This window comes from Chitinophaga japonensis, assembly GCF_007830125.1.
GTDB classification, from domain to species: domain Bacteria; phylum Bacteroidota; class Bacteroidia; order Chitinophagales; family Chitinophagaceae; genus Chitinophaga; species Chitinophaga japonensis.
On the sequence record NZ_VLLG01000003.1, the window covers coordinates 761,983 to 777,186 of the forward strand.

A 15,204-nucleotide genomic window follows, 5' to 3' on the forward strand; every position below is an offset into this window, starting at 1 on the left:
GAAATCTTTGACGTGCTGCTTTTTAATTTTTGCTTTTTTACTTTTAATTTTTAATTTTTTTAGTTTGAAACGAGGCTTAAAGAAATTAGGGCGGGTACTATTATGGATAACGGGTATCCTGCTGTTGCTGATACTGGCATTGATCATTTACGTCGTAAGCGTTTCGCATATCGATCCGCCGGAGATCGCGGATAAAAGCGCCCTGCAACTGCAGCGCACGCAGTTGGATACGGCCTGCTATACCATTGGCAACAACTGGTTCCGCAAAAGCAACAGCGGCCTGTATGAGCTGTACGTGGAAGGTGCGCCCTTTGAGCGGGGCGTGATCTACGGCAAGCTCACGGAGGAGCTGGTGCAAAGGCAGGAGGATATTTTCGTGGACCAGATCCGTGAAATGATCCCTTCCCGCTTCTACCTGCACTTTCTCAAATATTTTGTAGGCTGGTTCAACCGGCACCTGGCCGACAACATAGCGGAAGAGAACAAGGAGGAGATCTACGGCATTTCATTCGCCGCGGCCAAAGGCCGCTATGATTTTATCGGCAGCAATTACGAACGTATTCTCAACTATCACGCCGCGCACGATATTGGCCACGCCCTGCAGAACATGATGCTGGTGGGCTGTACTTCTTTTGCTACCTGGGCGGACCGCTCGGCAGACAGCAGCCTGATCATAGGCCGTAATTTTGATTTTTACGTAGGAGATAAATTTGCGGAAGATAAGATAGTGGCCTTCTATCGCCCGGACAAAGGCCACCGTTTCATGATGGTAACCTGGGCCGCCTTTACCGGCGTAGTGTCCGGGATGAACGAGAAAGGGCTGACCGTTACCATCAATGCCGACAAAAGCGAGATACCTACCGGCTCCGCCACGCCGGTATCGCTGGTGGCCCGGGAGATACTGCAATACGCCGGTAACATACAGGAGGCCTGGATCATTGCGCAGCGACGGAAAATGTTCGTGTCGGAATCTTTCCTGATCGGTTCTGCAGCGGACAATCGGGCGGCCATCATTGAAAAAACGCCGGAAGGCATGGATATGTATGATCCGCAACGGCATTTCATAACCTGCACCAATCATTTCCAGGGGGATACGCTGGGCCGGCTGCCCTCCAACCTGGAGCAGGTAAAGGAAAGCGCCAGCGCATACCGTTATGAGCGCCTGTCGGAGCTGTTGCAGCAGAACGGTCCCAACACCGTGCAGAAAACCGTGCGCATTTTACGGGACCGTTATGGCCTGCATGGACGGAACATCGGCATGGGCAATGAAAAGGCTGTGAACCAGCTCATCGCCCACCACGGCATTGTGTTTGAGCCGGCCAGGCGGCTGGTATGGATATCTACCGCACCCTGGCAACTGGGGAAATTCGTGGCGTATGATCTCAACAAGATATTCAGCATGCATGGCCTGCAGGAGAACAGGGAGCTGTACGACAGCGCGCTGACCATACCGGCGGATACTTTCCTGCTGACGAAGGAATACCGTTCCTTTATGACCTTCCGCCACCTGAAAGAGCAGGTAAAAAAGGGAAAGGAAGTGAACCTGCAGGAGCTGATCGCCTCCAACCCGGAATTTTATCACACCTATGTGCTGGCGGGCGATTATGCTTTCCGGCACAAGCGCTACCAGGAGGCAAAGCAATACTACCAAACGGCGCTCACCAAGGAGATCGCCACCAAACAGGAGGAAATGCATATACGCCGGCAACTGGAGAAATGCGATCAACCATGATATACGGCATCGGTACAGACATAGCAGAAGTGGCCCGGGTAGAGGAGAAGATAAAGAAAGGGAAGGGGTTCCGGGAGCTGGTGTTCACACCGCATGAAATTGCTTATTGCGAACAGCAGGCCGCTCCCTACGAGCATTATGCCGCCCGCTTTGCCGCCAAGGAGGCCCTGCTGAAAGCGCTGGGCACGGGCTGGGGCAATGGCGGCGTGCATTTCAATGAAATAGAGGTGCGCAACAACGCCGCCGGAAAGCCGGAGCTGCAGTTGATAGGCAATGCGGCCGAGCGTTATACGCAACTGAACATTCAACAGATACTGGTATCGCTGTCGCATGTGAAAACAACCGCTGTAGCGATGGTGATCATAGAAATTTAGCGCCGATATGTACATACCAGACATAGAACTGCAATCCGCCGCCGCCATCCGGCAATTCCAGGAAAAGGAAGTGCTGCGCCTGATCGGCTACCTGCGGCAGTGCTCTCCCTTTTACCAGGACTGGTTTGCCCGGCACCAGGTGCAGCCGGATACAGTCCGTTCCCTCCACGACCTGGCAAAGATACCGCCGGTGTCCAAGGAAGACCTGCAGCAGCGCAACTGGGATTTCCTGTGCGTGGACCGGAGCCGGATAGCGGAGTACACCACCACTTCCGGCACACTGGGTAAGCCGGTGATCATTGCGCTCACCGCCAGGGACCTGGAGCGCCTGAGCTATAATGAATACATGTCCTTCTGCTGCGCAGACGGCGCAGATACGGATATTTACCAGCTCATGCTTACGCTGGACCGGCAGTTCATGGCCGGTATGGCTTATTATACCGGCATCCGCAAGCTGGGCGCCGGTGTGCTGCGGGTAGGGCCGGGCGCGCCTTCCCTGCAATGGGAGAACATACAGCGCATACAGCCTACCACCATCGTAGCCGTACCTTCCTTCATACTGAAGCTGATCGCTTTCGCCAAAGAACATCATATTGACCTCAATGCCGCTTCCGTGAAAAAGGCGGTATGTATAGGCGAGAATATCCGCCATACGGATTTTTCACTGAATGTGCTGGGCAGGAAGATCACGGAGCAATGGGACATCCGGCTGTATTCCACTTACGCCTCCACGGAAATGCAGACCGCCTTTACAGAATGCAGGGCCGGGCGCGGCGGGCACCATCATCCCGAGCTTTTGTACATGGAGCTGCTGGATGAGCAGGACCAGCCCGTAGGGCCTGGTGAAACAGGGGAGGTGACCATTACCACCCTGGGTGTGGAAGGCATGCCCCTGCTGCGCTACAAAACCGGTGATATCTGCCGTTATGAGGCGAACCCCTGCAGTTGCGGGCGTAATACCATCCGGCTTTCCCCGGTGATCGGCCGTAAGAAGCAGATGATCAAGTACAAGGGCACCACCCTGTACCCGCCTGCCCTGTTTGACCTGCTGAATGAAATGGAAGAAGTAAAGGAGTTTGTGGTGGAAGTGTTTTCCAATGAAATAGGTACGGACGAGATACTGCTGCACCTGTGGCCCGTTTCCGAATCGGAGGATACGGACCGCAGGATACGCTCCTACCTGCAGGCCCGGCTGCGCGTAATTCCCCAGTTGCGTTACTGCAGCCAGTCGGAAATATTGAAAATGCAATTGCCGGAAGGGGGGAGAAAGGCGGTGAAGTTTGTGGATAATAGGCAGGGGAGCGGTTTGTAATAGTAATAAGGTTTTTCAAAGGAAAATCGGTAATTTTAGTTTTGTGAATTATTGATTTTAAAGGAGTAATGTTATGCTTACAAAAAAACAGGTTTTATCAGCAATAAAGGATATGCCTGATACATTTGAAACCACTCAATTATTTGACAGGCTTTTGCTTATCAACAAAATTGAAGAGGGCCGGCAGCAGATAAAGGCCGGGCTGACCTATTCTACAGACGAAGCCAGAAAGAAATTGAAAAAATGGCTGAAATAGTCTGGAGCAAAAGGGCTATAAAAGATATTGATGAAATAGCAACGTTTATCTCCAAAGATTCCCTCAGTATGCCGAAGCGCAGGTAAGGCTGTTTTTTGAGAAGGTTGATATCCTGGCGCAACACCCCTTGATCGGCAGGATCGTTCCCGAATTAAAAATAAGTACCGTCCGTCAGCTCCTCTGTGGTCACTACAGGATCATTTATGAGATTATCAGCGAAGAGCAGGTAGGCATTATAACGGTACATCATGCCGCACGGTTGCTGAAAAATAACAGGGGCGTCAAAAAGCTGCTCAGGAGAAACCGCAAATAATGTCTAAAACCTGAACTCCGCTTCCTGCTCCGGGTTATCCAGCTTGGTGCTCTTGCGTTCATCCTGCACAATCACATGCATCATATTGATCTGGTTCGGATGCTCCGCGTAGAGAATGTTATTGCTTACCTGCAGGCGCTTTACCGCCGCTACCTGCTTTACTTCGAGGAAGCACCAGGTGGCGTCTTCGGCTATCTGGTAACCCAGGTATTGCAGGTGCAGCGGCTTGCCGTCTGCCGTTATACGCAGGTGTTTGGTGATGTAATCTGACAGGAAGCTGTCCACTGTTTTGCGGTTGGCGGGGCGGATAATATCCAGGGAAGGGGACTTATACTGCGTTTTCAGGGCCTGCTCCAGGTCGTCGGAAAAAATGCGGCAACTGATCTCCAGCTCCTGTTTGGCTGCATTATGTCTTATTTCCGTTACGCTTACATAGAAGGGATGAACGAACACATACCACACCGGCACCAGCCATTTACATAATATTAAGCCCACTTGACTAAAAAATTTTAATTTTAAACGCAGAGTTCATATAATTACCAAAATTAGGCAAAATATAGGCAATGAGCGAATTCGCCATGTATTTCCAGTTAGGTTGGCAGCATATAGTAGCGTGGGACGGGTATGATCATATTTTGTTTATCGCGGCCCTGAGCGCGGTTTATTTACTGAGTGACTGGAAACGGGTATTGATATTGGTTACAGCATTTACGATCGGGCATTCTATCACCCTGGCGCTGAGCGTTTTGGACCTGGTAAGAGTGCCTACGCGCCTGGTCGAGTTCCTTATACCGGTGACGATCTTCATTACAGCGCTGTTCAACATTATACGCCGCCCGGCCGTAGACCAACCGAAAGCCGTACAGTTGAACTATTTCTTTGCATTGTTCTTCGGGCTGATACATGGTATGGGCTTTTCCAATTACCTGAAAAGCCTGCTCGGGACAACCGCCAATGTGGTGACACCTCTGCTGGCATTTAACCTGGGACTGGAATTCGGCCAGGTGCTGGTAGTGGCCATTGTGCTGCTCATGGCCGGCATTACTGTAAATGTGACCGGGGTAAAGCGGCGGGACTGGGTGATGTTCCTCTCCTCCGCCATATTCGGCGTCGCATTTATGATGGCCATAGACCGTTTTAAAGCATTGATCATATAATTAATATCGAACAGCAGTCAGCAATTGACTACTAACCATTAATTAACACTGTTTCATGAGAAATAAGCACTTTCTATTGCCGCTGTTATGTTGCGGCTTTGCGAATCTATTGATGGCACAGGCGCCCAACCCGAACGGGTCCAATCATGGTACCCGTTTTGAGCAACTGGGCAGCATGCTGCGGGACCCGAGCATGTACCGCTCCGCTTCCGGCGTACCCGGGCCCAAATACTGGCAGCAGCGGGCGGACTACGATATCACCGCCACCCTGGACGATGAAAAGCAGAAGCTGACCGGTTCGGAAACAATCACCTACTACAATAACTCCCCGGACCCGCTGACCTACCTGTGGCTGCAACTGGACGAGAACGAACATGATCTCCGGAGTGATAACCAGAGCTTTGACGGCAGCAAGATGGACGATAAAATGTCCATGTGGAGCGTTAACCGGGTATTGAAGGAGGATAAGGACCTGGGCGTGAAGATCGTGAAGGTGGCCGATGCCGGCGGCAATACGCTGCCCTACACCATTAACCAGACCATGATGCGCGTGGACCTGCCCAAAACGCTGATGCCGGGAGAACAGGTACGCCTGAAAATAGACTGGTGGTACAATATCTCCAACCGCATGAGCGAAGGCGGCCGCGGTGGCTATGAATATTTTTCAGAAGACGGTAACTACCTGTACACCATGGCGCAATGGTATCCGCGCATGGCGGTGTACTCCGACTTCCAGGGCTGGCAGAACAAACAGTTCACCGGCCGCGGGGAGTTTGCCCTTACCTTCGGTAATTTCCGTGTAAAGATGACCGTGCCGGCAGACCACGTAGTAGGCGCTACCGGCGAATGCCAGAATTATAAGGAGATGCTGAGCAGCACCCAGTACCAGCGCTGGCAGCAGGCGCAGAACAGCAAGGAGCCGCTGGAGATCATTACGCTGGACGAAGCGAAGCAAAACCTGGAAAGCAGGTCCACTGCCAGCAAAACCTGGATATACGAAGCCCGCAATGTGCGGGACTTTGCCTGGGTAAGCTCCCGCCGCCTGGTGTGGGATGCCATGGCTACCAACGTGGAAGGCAAAAAGGTGATGGCCATGTCCTACTACGGGCCGGAGGCTTATCCCTTATACCGCCGTTACTCCACCAAGGTGGTGGCGCATACTTTGAAAGTATATTCCAAGCATACCATTCCTTACCCTTATCCCGTGGCTATTTCCGTGGAAGCCGCCAATGGCATGGAATATCCCATGATCTGCTTTAACTACGGCCGCGCTGAAAAGGACGGCACCTACTCCGAAGCCACCAAGAATGGCATGATCGGCGTGATCACGCATGAGGTGGGACATAACTTCTTCCCCATGATCGTGAACTCCGACGAGCGCCAGTGGACCTGGATGGATGAGGGCCTGAACACCTTCTGCCAGTTCCTGACAGAACAGGAATGGGATAATAATTTCCCTTCCAGGCGCGGACCTGCCTACAAGATCGTGGACTACATGAAAATGTCCAAAGACCAGTTGGAGCCGGTAATGACCAACTCCGAGAACATTGTGCAGTTTGGCCCGAATGCCTACGCCAAGCCTGCCACGGCGCTGAACATTCTGCGGGAAACCGTGATGGGCCGCGAGTTGTTTGACTTTTCTTTCCGCGAATATGCCCGCCGCTGGGCCTTCAAGCATCCTACCCCGGCAGATTTCTTCCGCACCATGGAAGATGCCAGCGCAGTAGACCTGGACTGGTTCTGGCGCGGATGGTTCTATGGTATTGAGCCGGTGGACATCGCCATCGACAGTGTAAAATGGTACCGGCTGGATACACAGGAACCCGGTGCCGTAAGCCGCGATAAAAAAGCGGAGTATGACCGGGATGCGGACCACATCAGCCGTGCCCGCAACCGCGCAGCCGGCGTAAAGTTTGCCGTGGACCAGGATACCAGCCTGCAGGACTTCTACAGCAAATGGGACCGCTTTGCGGTGAGTGACAAGGACAAGGCGCGCTATAATGAAATGTACGCTTCCCTGTCGCCGGAGGAAAAACGCCTGTATGACAGCAAAAAGAACTTCTATGAAGTATCTTTCTCCAATGTAGGCGGCCTGGTAATGCCCCTGATCATTGAATGGACCTTTGCGGATGGCACGAAGGAAACGGACCGTATTTCCGCCTATATCTGGCGCAAGGATGAGTACCATGTTACCAAGGTGTTTGCCAAGGATAAGGAGGTGGTAGCCATTAAGCTGGACCCCCAGCGCGAAACCGCCGATATTGATGAGGAGAATAACAGTTGGCCCAGGGTATCCGTGCCTTCCAAATTTGAGCTGTTCCAGCAGCAGCGGGGCCCCAGGGGCGCCAGCAGGGGCCGGAACCCGATGCAGGCGGCCAGGGAAGGCAGCAATTGATAAATAGCCGGCAGGCATGCCTATACGTTAAAAGCAGGAGTAAAGTGTTTTATAGACACTTTTACTCCTGCTTTTATATTTAGCATTTTTTGTTTTATATTTTGCGCTTACTATAAAATGTCCACTGTATGAACAATCGTTTCCTCCGGATCGCCTGCCTGTTTGTGTTGATGTCCGCTACAGCGCATGCCGCCCGGGTAGATACTATCAGCATATTCAGCAAGGCGATGCATAAAAGCTATAAATGCGTGGTGATAACGCCGGATACCTATCATACAAAAAACGGCGAACGTTTTCCGGTGGTATACCTGCTGCACGGCTACAGCGGCAATTATGCAGACTGGACCCGGAAAGTACCCGGCCTGGCCGGCCTCGCGGATACCTATCAATGCCTGGTGGTATGCCCTGACGGTGGTTTCAGCAGTTGGTATTTTGACAGCCCGGTAGACAGCAGCATGAAATTTGAAACCTATGTGGGAACCGAGATACCTGCTTATATTGACAGCCACTACCGCACCCGCGCGGAAAGAAAATACCGGGCCATTACAGGCCTGAGCATGGGCGGGCATGGCGCGATGTTCCTGGCTATGCGCCACCAGCAAACATTCGGCGCTGCGGGCAGCATGAGCGGTGGCGTGGATATCCGCCCCTTCCCGAAGAACTGGGACCTGGCGCAACGCTTAGGTGAGCCGGCTTCCCATTATGATAACTGGAATGATTATACGGCTATTAACCAGGCCTACCGCCTGAAAAACGGCGTCCTGTCTTTGATCATTGACTGCGGGGTAAAGGACTTTTTTATTGACGTAAACCGCCACCTGCATCAGCAGTTGCTGCAGCAGGGAATAGAGCATGACTATATTGAACGGCCCGGGGAGCATAACTGGGATTACTGGTCCAATGCTGTGCAGTACCAGCTATTGTTTTTTCACCGGTACTTCGAAAGTAGGAAGGAGGAAGTAAGAGGTAAGAAGTAAGTTGTGGCGTTGCCTAATTGTCATCCATCCAACATCTTACTTCCTACTTCTTACTTCTTACCTCTTACTTCCTTCTTCCTGTTAAAAAAGTGCCGCCGGTGGGAACACCAGCGGCTTTTTCAAACGTGTGAAATGTAGATAGAGAGTATAGTGGCTTATGGCTTATCCCACCACAGTCTCGTACCTCCGTTATCAGGCCCGCCTAATAACTGAATAGCTTTTTGTACTTCCGCCTGGTTGGCCGTGTACTCTGCCTGCGGGAAGTTGATCCTTCTGATCTGTACGGAAGTGCTGATCTCGCCGTTGCTCAGGTTGTTCACCACGGGGAACAGCTTCGGATAGCCGGTGCGGCGGAACTCGGACCAGGCTTCCTGTCCTTCCGGGAATATAGCGATCCACTTTTGTGTAATGATGCGTTCCAGCTTTACGTCAAAGGAGGCGGCATCGTCCCAGCGGATCGTAATGGATGAAAGCGCCGGGGAGTTGTTGCCGGCATTTTTTGGATCTGTATAATCTGCCGGCGTGCTGGTAGCGTCATTGATATATTCTGTAGCCCTGTCTGCCACGCCCCATTGGGACAGGGAGGTGCTGATGCCTTTTTCATACAGCTCCTGTGCTGTACCGCCCGGGTTGCTCCAGTTGCGGAGCGCGGCTTCCGCCCGCAGGAAGAATACTTCCGCTGCCGTCATTAGCTGCAGGGGCGTAGCGTCTGCAAAGGTTTTGGTGTTCTTGTAGGCCAGGGTGGAAAAACCGCTGTAGCCCGGTTTGGCGGTAACATTGCTGCCTATACGGATGCCTTTATACTGGCCGGGATAATCAGATGCAGGGTCAAAGAACTTGCCGGTGCGCGGGTCGTCGTAGCCCACCAGGTAAGATTCCATGGAAGCGTTCATGCTGATATCGCTCCAGCCATCCTTATTGGTAATGGTGTACAGGGGATGCTTGATGCCGTAGCCGGATACCATTACATTGTCCGTATTCAATTCCAGCAGCCCGCCTTCATCTGCCAGCGCTTTTTCACCTTCCGCTTTCGCGGTCACCGGGTCTGCTTCCACGATGCGCATCGCCAGGCGCAGGCGCAGCGAGTTGGCAAACTTCACCCATTGCCGGTAGTCGCCGCCGTAGATCATGTCGAACTTGGCGAAAGGCGTAGCGCCGGGCTTTTCCGTCATGTAGGTCTTCAGGTTGGTAACGGCGGTGTCCAGCTCTTTGAAGAAGCGTTTGTAGATGCTCTCCTGGTCGTCATAGCCAACGGTGGTGCCGCCCTGCCCGTACTGGCTGTACGGAATGGGACCGTAAATATCCGTTACCCGGTGCATGGCTTCCACTTTCAGGATGAGGGCCACGCCCCAGAAATCCGGCGCTACCGTTTGCGCTCCCCTTCTCTTCACTTCAAAAATGGGAGCCATGACGCGGTTATAGGCCAGGCTGAAGGGGAAACCGTTCCAGCCGTCCACCAATGCATAGGTAAAGTTGTTGACGTTTCCCTGGAAAGGATTGGGCGACATCATATAACCGGAATACACATCGCCGATCAGGTTTTGCTGCAACTGGTATTCCCATACCGTATTGTTATAGTTATAGTAGATAGCGGATTGTATCTGCGGGTAAAAGCCGCCTATGAAGTTGAAGTCCGGCTTTAGCTGGTCTTCTGTAAGCCCGGTAGGATCGGTGTTGTAATCCTCGAAATTCTTGGTGCAGGCGCCTGCTCCCAGCAGTGTAGCCAGGGCCGCTACCGCCAGTGCTTTATATTGATAGCTGATCTTGTTCATCTTCCTTGTTTTTAGATTGAATTACTTAAAAGGTCACGTTCAGGTTCAGGCCAAAGCTGCGGGTGGCAGGCAGGCTGAACACATCCACCCCGGAAAGCCCGTTGCCGGTAGACATGGTCACTTCCGGATCATAAGGCGCATCCCGGTGGAAGTAAACCAGGTTACGGCCGATCAGCGAGAGGCGCAGGTTCTTCACAAAGCTGTTCTTCAGCACGGAAGCGGGCAGGGAATAGCCCAGGGAAACTTCACGCAGCCTTACGGTAGTGGCGCTGTAAATGTATTCACCACTCACGCCGGCGCGGCCGCCGATGGTTTTGTACCAGCTCTTGGCGTCTGCTTTGGATACCGGCTCCTTGGTATCTTCCGTTACGCCGTTAATATCCACACCGCCATTGGCGCGGGCATTGCCGCTGGCTTCAGATACGCCGTACTGGTCCAGCATGGCTTGCGTGAGCGAGAGCACCTGTCCGCCGAACTTGCCGTCTACCAGGAAGTTCACAGAAAAATCCCTGATATTGAAGCTGTTGTTCCAGCCCAGTTGCCATTTGGGATTGGGATTGCCGATCCATTGCTGGGTAGCGCTTACCTTGGGTGTGCCATTGGTCCCTATTATTACGCGGCCCTGCTCGTCACGCTCCAGCACGGTGCCGTAAATGTCGCCGTAGGAGCCGCCTGCCTTGATCAGGGAGGTGTAGGAGTTGGAGCCCGGGTCGGTAAGGATGAACTGGTCTATATTGGGCGCCAGTTCCTTTACCTCGTTATTGTTCATGGAATAGTTAACAGTGGTATTCCATTTAAAGAATTTGGACTGCACCAGGTTGTAGCCCAGCATCACTTCTATACCGGAGTTCTGGATGTCGCCGGCATTGATATAGCGGAAGCTGTAGCCGGTGCCCGGCGGTACCGCTATCTGGAAGTACTGGTTGGTAGTGTTGGTCTTGTAATAAGTAAGGTCAAAGCTCAGTTGGTTATCCAGGAAGCGCCATTCCGTACCTATTTCCAGCGATTTGGTCTTTTCCGGTTTCAGGTCCGTGAAAGGCTGGATGGTATTGAAATCAAACGTACCGCCGGAAGTGCCCAGCTTGTTCACCGGGTGCGTTACATAGATCGGCACGGAGTTGCCCACTACGGAGTAGGAGCCTCTCAGCTTGGCATAGCTTACCGGTTCCGGCAAATGGAACAGGTCGTGCAGGATAAAGGACAGACCTGCAGAAGGATAGAAGTAAGAACCGTTGGGCGTGAAGCTCAGGTTGGACGACCAGTCATTGCGCCCGGTGAGGTCCAGGAATACCAGGTCTTTATAGGAAAGGCTGGCGTTGCCGAACACCGCCTGCAACTGCTGGCGCCTGGCCGGTTCCGTATTGAACTGGCTGCCCGGCGTCATATTCTGCAGCACAAAGAAATTGGCTACATACAGGCTGCCGTTGTAGGAGTCTGCACGCAGACCCTTGGTGCGGGTATCGGTAATGCTGGAGCCCAGCAGGAGGTTCAGCTTAAAGTCATTGAAAGAGCGGTTCATGTTCAGGATCACGTCACCATAGAACTGGGTGGTGGTGAGGTTGTTCATGATGTAGCGGCCATTGGGACCTGCCAGTACGCCCTGCGTGCCGGCATAGATCTGCGCGTCGTAGGTATCGTTGGTACGGTCCATATTACCGCGGGCCTGTATATTCAGCCAGTCGTTGAACTCGTAGCGGGCGGAGGCGCTGAACAGCGTCCTGGTGCGCTCTGTCTGGCTGGTATTCCGGTTTACGATCCAGTATGGATTCTGCTGCACGTCCTCGTTAAAGGGCCAGTTCTGCAGGTTGATCTGCCTTACGTCATTGAACACTTCATAATTGTCCTTGTACGGTTGCAGGTCCATGCCCCTGGGGAACAGGTACAGGCCGGTGAGCGGGTTAAAATACAAGCCGGTTACCGGCGCGTTGTTTATTTTCTGTATGATCACGTTGGCGCTGCCATCCAGCTTCAGCCTGCCATCCAGGAAGCTGGCGCTTTCCCGGAAAGTGATGTTATGGCGGCGCAGGTCGTTACCGGGCATCACGCCTTCTGAGCGGGTGTTGGCGTAGGAGAAATAGGTCTGCATTTTTTCCGTGCCGCCGGACAGGCCGATGGAATTGATCCAGGTGTTGCCGGTGCGGAAAAAGTCGTCCAGGTTATCTTTAGCGCCGTTAATGGAAGGCCCCCAGCTATTGGTGGCTGCATCGGGGTCCTGCCCGTATGCGTCCTGGAACTTGGGTTTAATGGCTACCTTATCCATCATGAAGCTGCTGGAAAAATCCACTTTGGTAGCGCCGGCTTTTCCTTTTTTGGTGGTGATCAGGATCACGCCATTGGCCGCCTGGCTGCCGTACAGGGCGGAAGCGGAGGCGCCTTTCAATACGGAAATGCTTTCAATATCTTCCGGGTTCAGGTTAGAGATACCATCGCCCCCGTCGCGGCCGGGCGCATAGCTGATATTGCCATCGCCGCCCCAGGTGCTGTTGGGCTGCTGCACGGTGAAATTGGTCATAGGGATACCATCAATAACGTACAGCGGCTGGTTGCTGCCCTGTGCGGATTTGTTACCGCGCAGGATCACCTTTACGGAGCCGCCCGCGCCGCCGCTGCTGCGGTTGATGTTCACGCCGGCCACTTTACCGTTCAGGGAGTTCATCAGGTTGGGGTCTTTGGCGGTAGTGAGCTCTTCGCCGCCTATTCTCTGCTGGGAGTAGGTGAGTGCTTTCGGCGCCTTTTTAACACCGAGCGCGGTTACTACCAGTTCATTCAGTCCCCTTACATTGCCCTGCAGGGTTACGCTCATGGTGCTGCTGTTGCCTACAGTGACTTCTGTGGCTACAAAACCGATGGAGCTGAACACCAGCACGTCGCCAGGGTTGGCGCTGATCTTAAACACGCCATCGCCGTTGGTTTGCGTGCCCTTGCTGGTGCCTTTTACCTGTACGGTCACACCCGGCAAAGGCGTTCCCTGGGCGTCACGCACGGTTCCTGTTATTTCCTGCTCCACGGCAATGTGAGCAAATGCCGGAGCGGCTGCAACGGCATGCATACGCGCATCCGCCGCCAGTGCGAGGCAGAGTACAATGCTGGCTGGTCTGCATGTCCATGTAAGACGTGATCTTCTGTTCATATGAATTTTTGGTTGAATTGTTCATAATCGGGCAATAGTTCCCCCCTCAGCGCAAGCGCTGTTTTTTGTCGTTCATAACTTTAATCACTAGTGTTGTTGCTTGTGCACGGTCTGATCCCCGTGGGATACAGGATAGAGGTCGTGCAAGGAGAGGAGAGGTACTATCGTACTGGATAAGTTTTTTGATCTTATTCCCTGTCCCACCATAAGCGGGTGCCGCCATTGTCTGGTCCGCCCAGCGCCTGCAGGGCTCTGGCTACTCCCTGCGGATTAGTGGCGTATTCCAACTGGCAGAAATTGATGCGCCGGATAAATTGCTCCGTGGATATCTTCCCGTTGCTGTAGTTCAGCACCACGGGAAACAGTTTTGGATAGCCGGTGCGGCGGAACTCGGCCCAGGCTTCTTCCCCTTCGGGGAACATGGCGATCCATTTCTGCGTAATGATGCGCTCCAGCTTTTGCGCCGGCGTGGCGCCGGGGTCCCAGCGTATCGTGATGTTGCTCAGGTAGGGGCTGCCGGCAGGCACATTGTTGTCGGCATTCTTCGGGTCCGTATAAGGCCGGGCGGTATAAGTATTGTTGCTGGCGTAGGCGGCATATTTGTCTTCCAGTTGGTACTGCGCAAAGGAAGCCCGGATGCCTTCGTTATAATTGCTGCCTGCATCACCGGCGCCTTCCCAGCCATACAGCGCCGCTTCTGCTTTCAGGAACCAGGTTTCGGCTGCCGTCATCAACTGTATCTTGCCTTGCTCCAACTGCCGGAGCGACAGCTTGGAAAAGCCGTTGTAGGTATCCCGGCTGGTAATGTTGATACCATTACGGATACCATTATACGAAGAGTCACGGCTGTCGGAATACAGGAAATAATAAGGCAGCCGCGGATCGTGATAGCCGGTCATAATGGACTCCATGGGCGCGCCCATGCGGATATCGTTCCACTTGTAGCAGATCACGAACAGCGGGTGGGCCACGGGGCTGATATTGATGTTGAAATTGTCGGCCGGGCCGGAAAGCAGTCCCAGCGGGTGTTGCAGGGCGGCCTCGCCTTCAGTTCGCGCTTTGGCAGGATCTACTTTTGAAATGCGGATGGCCAGGCGCAGGCGCAGGGAGTTGGCAAATTTCACCCATTGCGCGTAATCTCCGCCATAGGCCAGGTCAAAGGCGGTGAAGTTCCGCTGCGGGCGGGAAGCGTACAGCGTCAGCGTATCAATGGCTTCGGAAAGGTCCCGGAAAAATGCGTTGTAGGCTTCCTGCTGGCTGTCGTAATCAATGCTGCCATCGGGATTGATAATGCCGTACTTCGTATAGATCACCGGCCCGTATACATCGCTTACCCGGTGCATGGCCACTACGCGTAGCAGTTGCGCCCAGGCATAGAAATCGGAGTAGCGCCCTTTTGATTTTTCCTGCACAAACCTGCAGTTGGGCATTACATTGCCGTAGGCCACGGTCCATATATGGTTGTTCCAGTTGTCCAGCAGGTCGTAGGTAGTATTGTTGCGGTTGGATTCAAAAGGCGTGGGCGTCATCATGTAGCCGGAGTAAACATCCCCGACGAGGTTTTGCTGCACCTGTGCGGTAGCGGGGTCATTGCTCACCATGATGTTGAGCATGGTTTGCACCAGCGGCTCGCCCAGCAGTTTGAGGTCGGGCTTCAGCTCGTCCTCGTGGAAATCATAGGGGTTCTTGTTGATGTCCTCAAAGCTTTTGGTGCAGGCGCCCAGCAGCGCTGCATACAGGAATAATGCGGTAATGGTCACACGTTTGGTCATATCAGCGATATTTA

Annotated in this window: 12 protein-coding genes; 8 read left to right on the forward strand and 4 right to left on the reverse strand. The window is 53.2% G+C overall.

Going from position 1 to position 15,204, the window contains the following annotated elements; translation table 11 throughout:
- The first annotated feature begins 64 nt into the window (after positions 1-64).
- The 5 genes from LX66_RS12145 (at position 65) to LX66_RS28625 (ending at position 3,987) form a co-directional block, all read left to right on the forward strand.
- The gene (locus LX66_RS12145; protein WP_244620382.1) at positions 65-1,732 is read left to right on the forward strand and encodes a C45 family peptidase; all 1,668 of its coding nucleotides are present in this window, start codon (positions 65-67) and stop codon (positions 1,730-1,732) included.
- Positions 1,717-2,106 (forward strand): holo-ACP synthase, encoded by a 390-nt coding sequence (acpS, locus tag LX66_RS12150; protein WP_244620383.1) that lies wholly within the window; start codon positions 1,717-1,719, stop codon positions 2,104-2,106. The genes LX66_RS12145 and acpS overlap by 16 nt, the downstream gene beginning before the upstream one ends.
- Positions 2,107-2,113: 7 nt before the next feature.
- On the forward strand, positions 2,114-3,418 hold the full coding sequence (locus LX66_RS12155) for a phenylacetate--CoA ligase family protein (protein ID WP_145713621.1): 1,305 nt from the start codon (positions 2,114-2,116) through the stop codon (positions 3,416-3,418).
- 73 nt (positions 3,419-3,491) lie between these two features.
- Positions 3,492-3,674, forward strand: a complete 183-nt coding sequence (locus tag LX66_RS12160) for a hypothetical protein (protein WP_145713624.1) — start codon at positions 3,492-3,494, stop codon at positions 3,672-3,674.
- A 112-nt stretch (positions 3,675-3,786) separates the two neighbouring features.
- A complete protein-coding gene (locus LX66_RS28625) occupies positions 3,787-3,987 on the forward strand; it encodes a type II toxin-antitoxin system RelE/ParE family toxin (protein WP_407643595.1) in 201 nt (66 codons plus the stop codon).
- A 3-nt stretch (positions 3,988-3,990) separates the two neighbouring features.
- Here the strand turns inward: LX66_RS28625 and LX66_RS12170 are convergent, their stop codons facing one another.
- Complete coding sequence (locus tag LX66_RS12170) at positions 3,991-4,482, reverse strand: DUF6702 family protein (protein ID WP_145713627.1); 492 nt, start codon at positions 4,480-4,482, stop codon at positions 3,991-3,993.
- Between the two features lie 68 nt (positions 4,483-4,550).
- On the opposite strand from LX66_RS12170, the gene LX66_RS12175 reads away from it, so the two are divergent.
- The 3 genes from LX66_RS12175 (at position 4,551) to LX66_RS12185 (ending at position 8,516) form a co-directional block, all read left to right on the forward strand.
- Entirely contained in the window at positions 4,551-5,144 is a 594-nt protein-coding gene (locus LX66_RS12175; RefSeq protein ID WP_145713630.1) for a HupE/UreJ family protein, read from the forward strand.
- A gap of 55 nt (positions 5,145-5,199) precedes the next feature.
- Positions 5,200-7,539: a M1 family metallopeptidase gene (locus LX66_RS12180; protein WP_145713633.1), complete on the forward strand. Its 2,340-nt coding sequence runs from the start codon at positions 5,200-5,202 to the stop codon at positions 7,537-7,539.
- A gap of 128 nt (positions 7,540-7,667) precedes the next feature.
- Positions 7,668-8,516 carry an alpha/beta hydrolase gene (locus tag LX66_RS12185; RefSeq protein ID WP_145713636.1) on the forward strand — a complete coding sequence of 283 codons (849 nt, stop codon included), beginning with the start codon at positions 7,668-7,670 and terminating at the stop codon, positions 8,514-8,516.
- A gap of 155 nt (positions 8,517-8,671) precedes the next feature.
- On the opposite strand, the gene LX66_RS12190 is transcribed toward LX66_RS12185, so the two are convergent.
- From LX66_RS12190 to LX66_RS12200, 3 genes are all read right to left on the reverse strand, one after another.
- Complete coding sequence (locus LX66_RS12190; RefSeq protein WP_145713639.1) at positions 8,672-10,288, reverse strand: RagB/SusD family nutrient uptake outer membrane protein; 1,617 nt, start codon at positions 10,286-10,288, stop codon at positions 8,672-8,674.
- A gap of 25 nt (positions 10,289-10,313) precedes the next feature.
- The gene (locus tag LX66_RS12195) at positions 10,314-13,418 is read right to left on the reverse strand and encodes a SusC/RagA family TonB-linked outer membrane protein (protein WP_145713642.1); all 3,105 of its coding nucleotides are present in this window, start codon (positions 13,416-13,418) and stop codon (positions 10,314-10,316) included.
- Positions 13,419-13,606: 188 nt separating this feature from the next.
- Positions 13,607-15,190 carry a SusD/RagB family nutrient-binding outer membrane lipoprotein gene (locus tag LX66_RS12200; protein ID WP_145713644.1) on the reverse strand — a complete coding sequence of 528 codons (1,584 nt, stop codon included), beginning with the start codon at positions 15,188-15,190 and terminating at the stop codon, positions 13,607-13,609.
- Positions 15,191-15,204: the final 14 nt, after the last annotated feature.

What these genes read in the sequence shown, in the direction of transcription:
- LX66_RS12185 (WP_145713636.1), top strand. Translation starts at nt 7,668, where the DNA reads ATGAACAATCGTTTCCTCCGGATCGCCTGCCTGTTTGTGTTGATGTCC.
- LX66_RS12195 (WP_145713642.1), bottom strand. Translation starts at nt 13,418, where the DNA reads ATGAACAGAAGATCACGTCTTACATGGACATGCAGACCAGCCAGCATT.
- LX66_RS12200 (WP_145713644.1), bottom strand. Translation starts at nt 15,190, where the DNA reads ATGACCAAACGTGTGACCATTACCGCATTATTCCTGTATGCAGCGCTG.
- LX66_RS12175 (WP_145713630.1), top strand. Translation starts at nt 4,551, where the DNA reads ATGAGCGAATTCGCCATGTATTTCCAGTTAGGTTGGCAGCATATAGTA.
- LX66_RS12155 (WP_145713621.1), top strand. Translation starts at nt 2,114, where the DNA reads ATGTACATACCAGACATAGAACTGCAATCCGCCGCCGCCATCCGGCAA.
- LX66_RS12190 (WP_145713639.1), bottom strand. Translation starts at nt 10,288, where the DNA reads ATGAACAAGATCAGCTATCAATATAAAGCACTGGCGGTAGCGGCCCTG.
- acpS (WP_244620383.1), top strand. Translation starts at nt 1,717, where the DNA reads ATGCGATCAACCATGATATACGGCATCGGTACAGACATAGCAGAAGTG.
- LX66_RS12180 (WP_145713633.1), top strand. Translation starts at nt 5,200, where the DNA reads ATGAGAAATAAGCACTTTCTATTGCCGCTGTTATGTTGCGGCTTTGCG.
- LX66_RS12160 (WP_145713624.1), top strand. Translation starts at nt 3,492, where the DNA reads ATGCTTACAAAAAAACAGGTTTTATCAGCAATAAAGGATATGCCTGAT.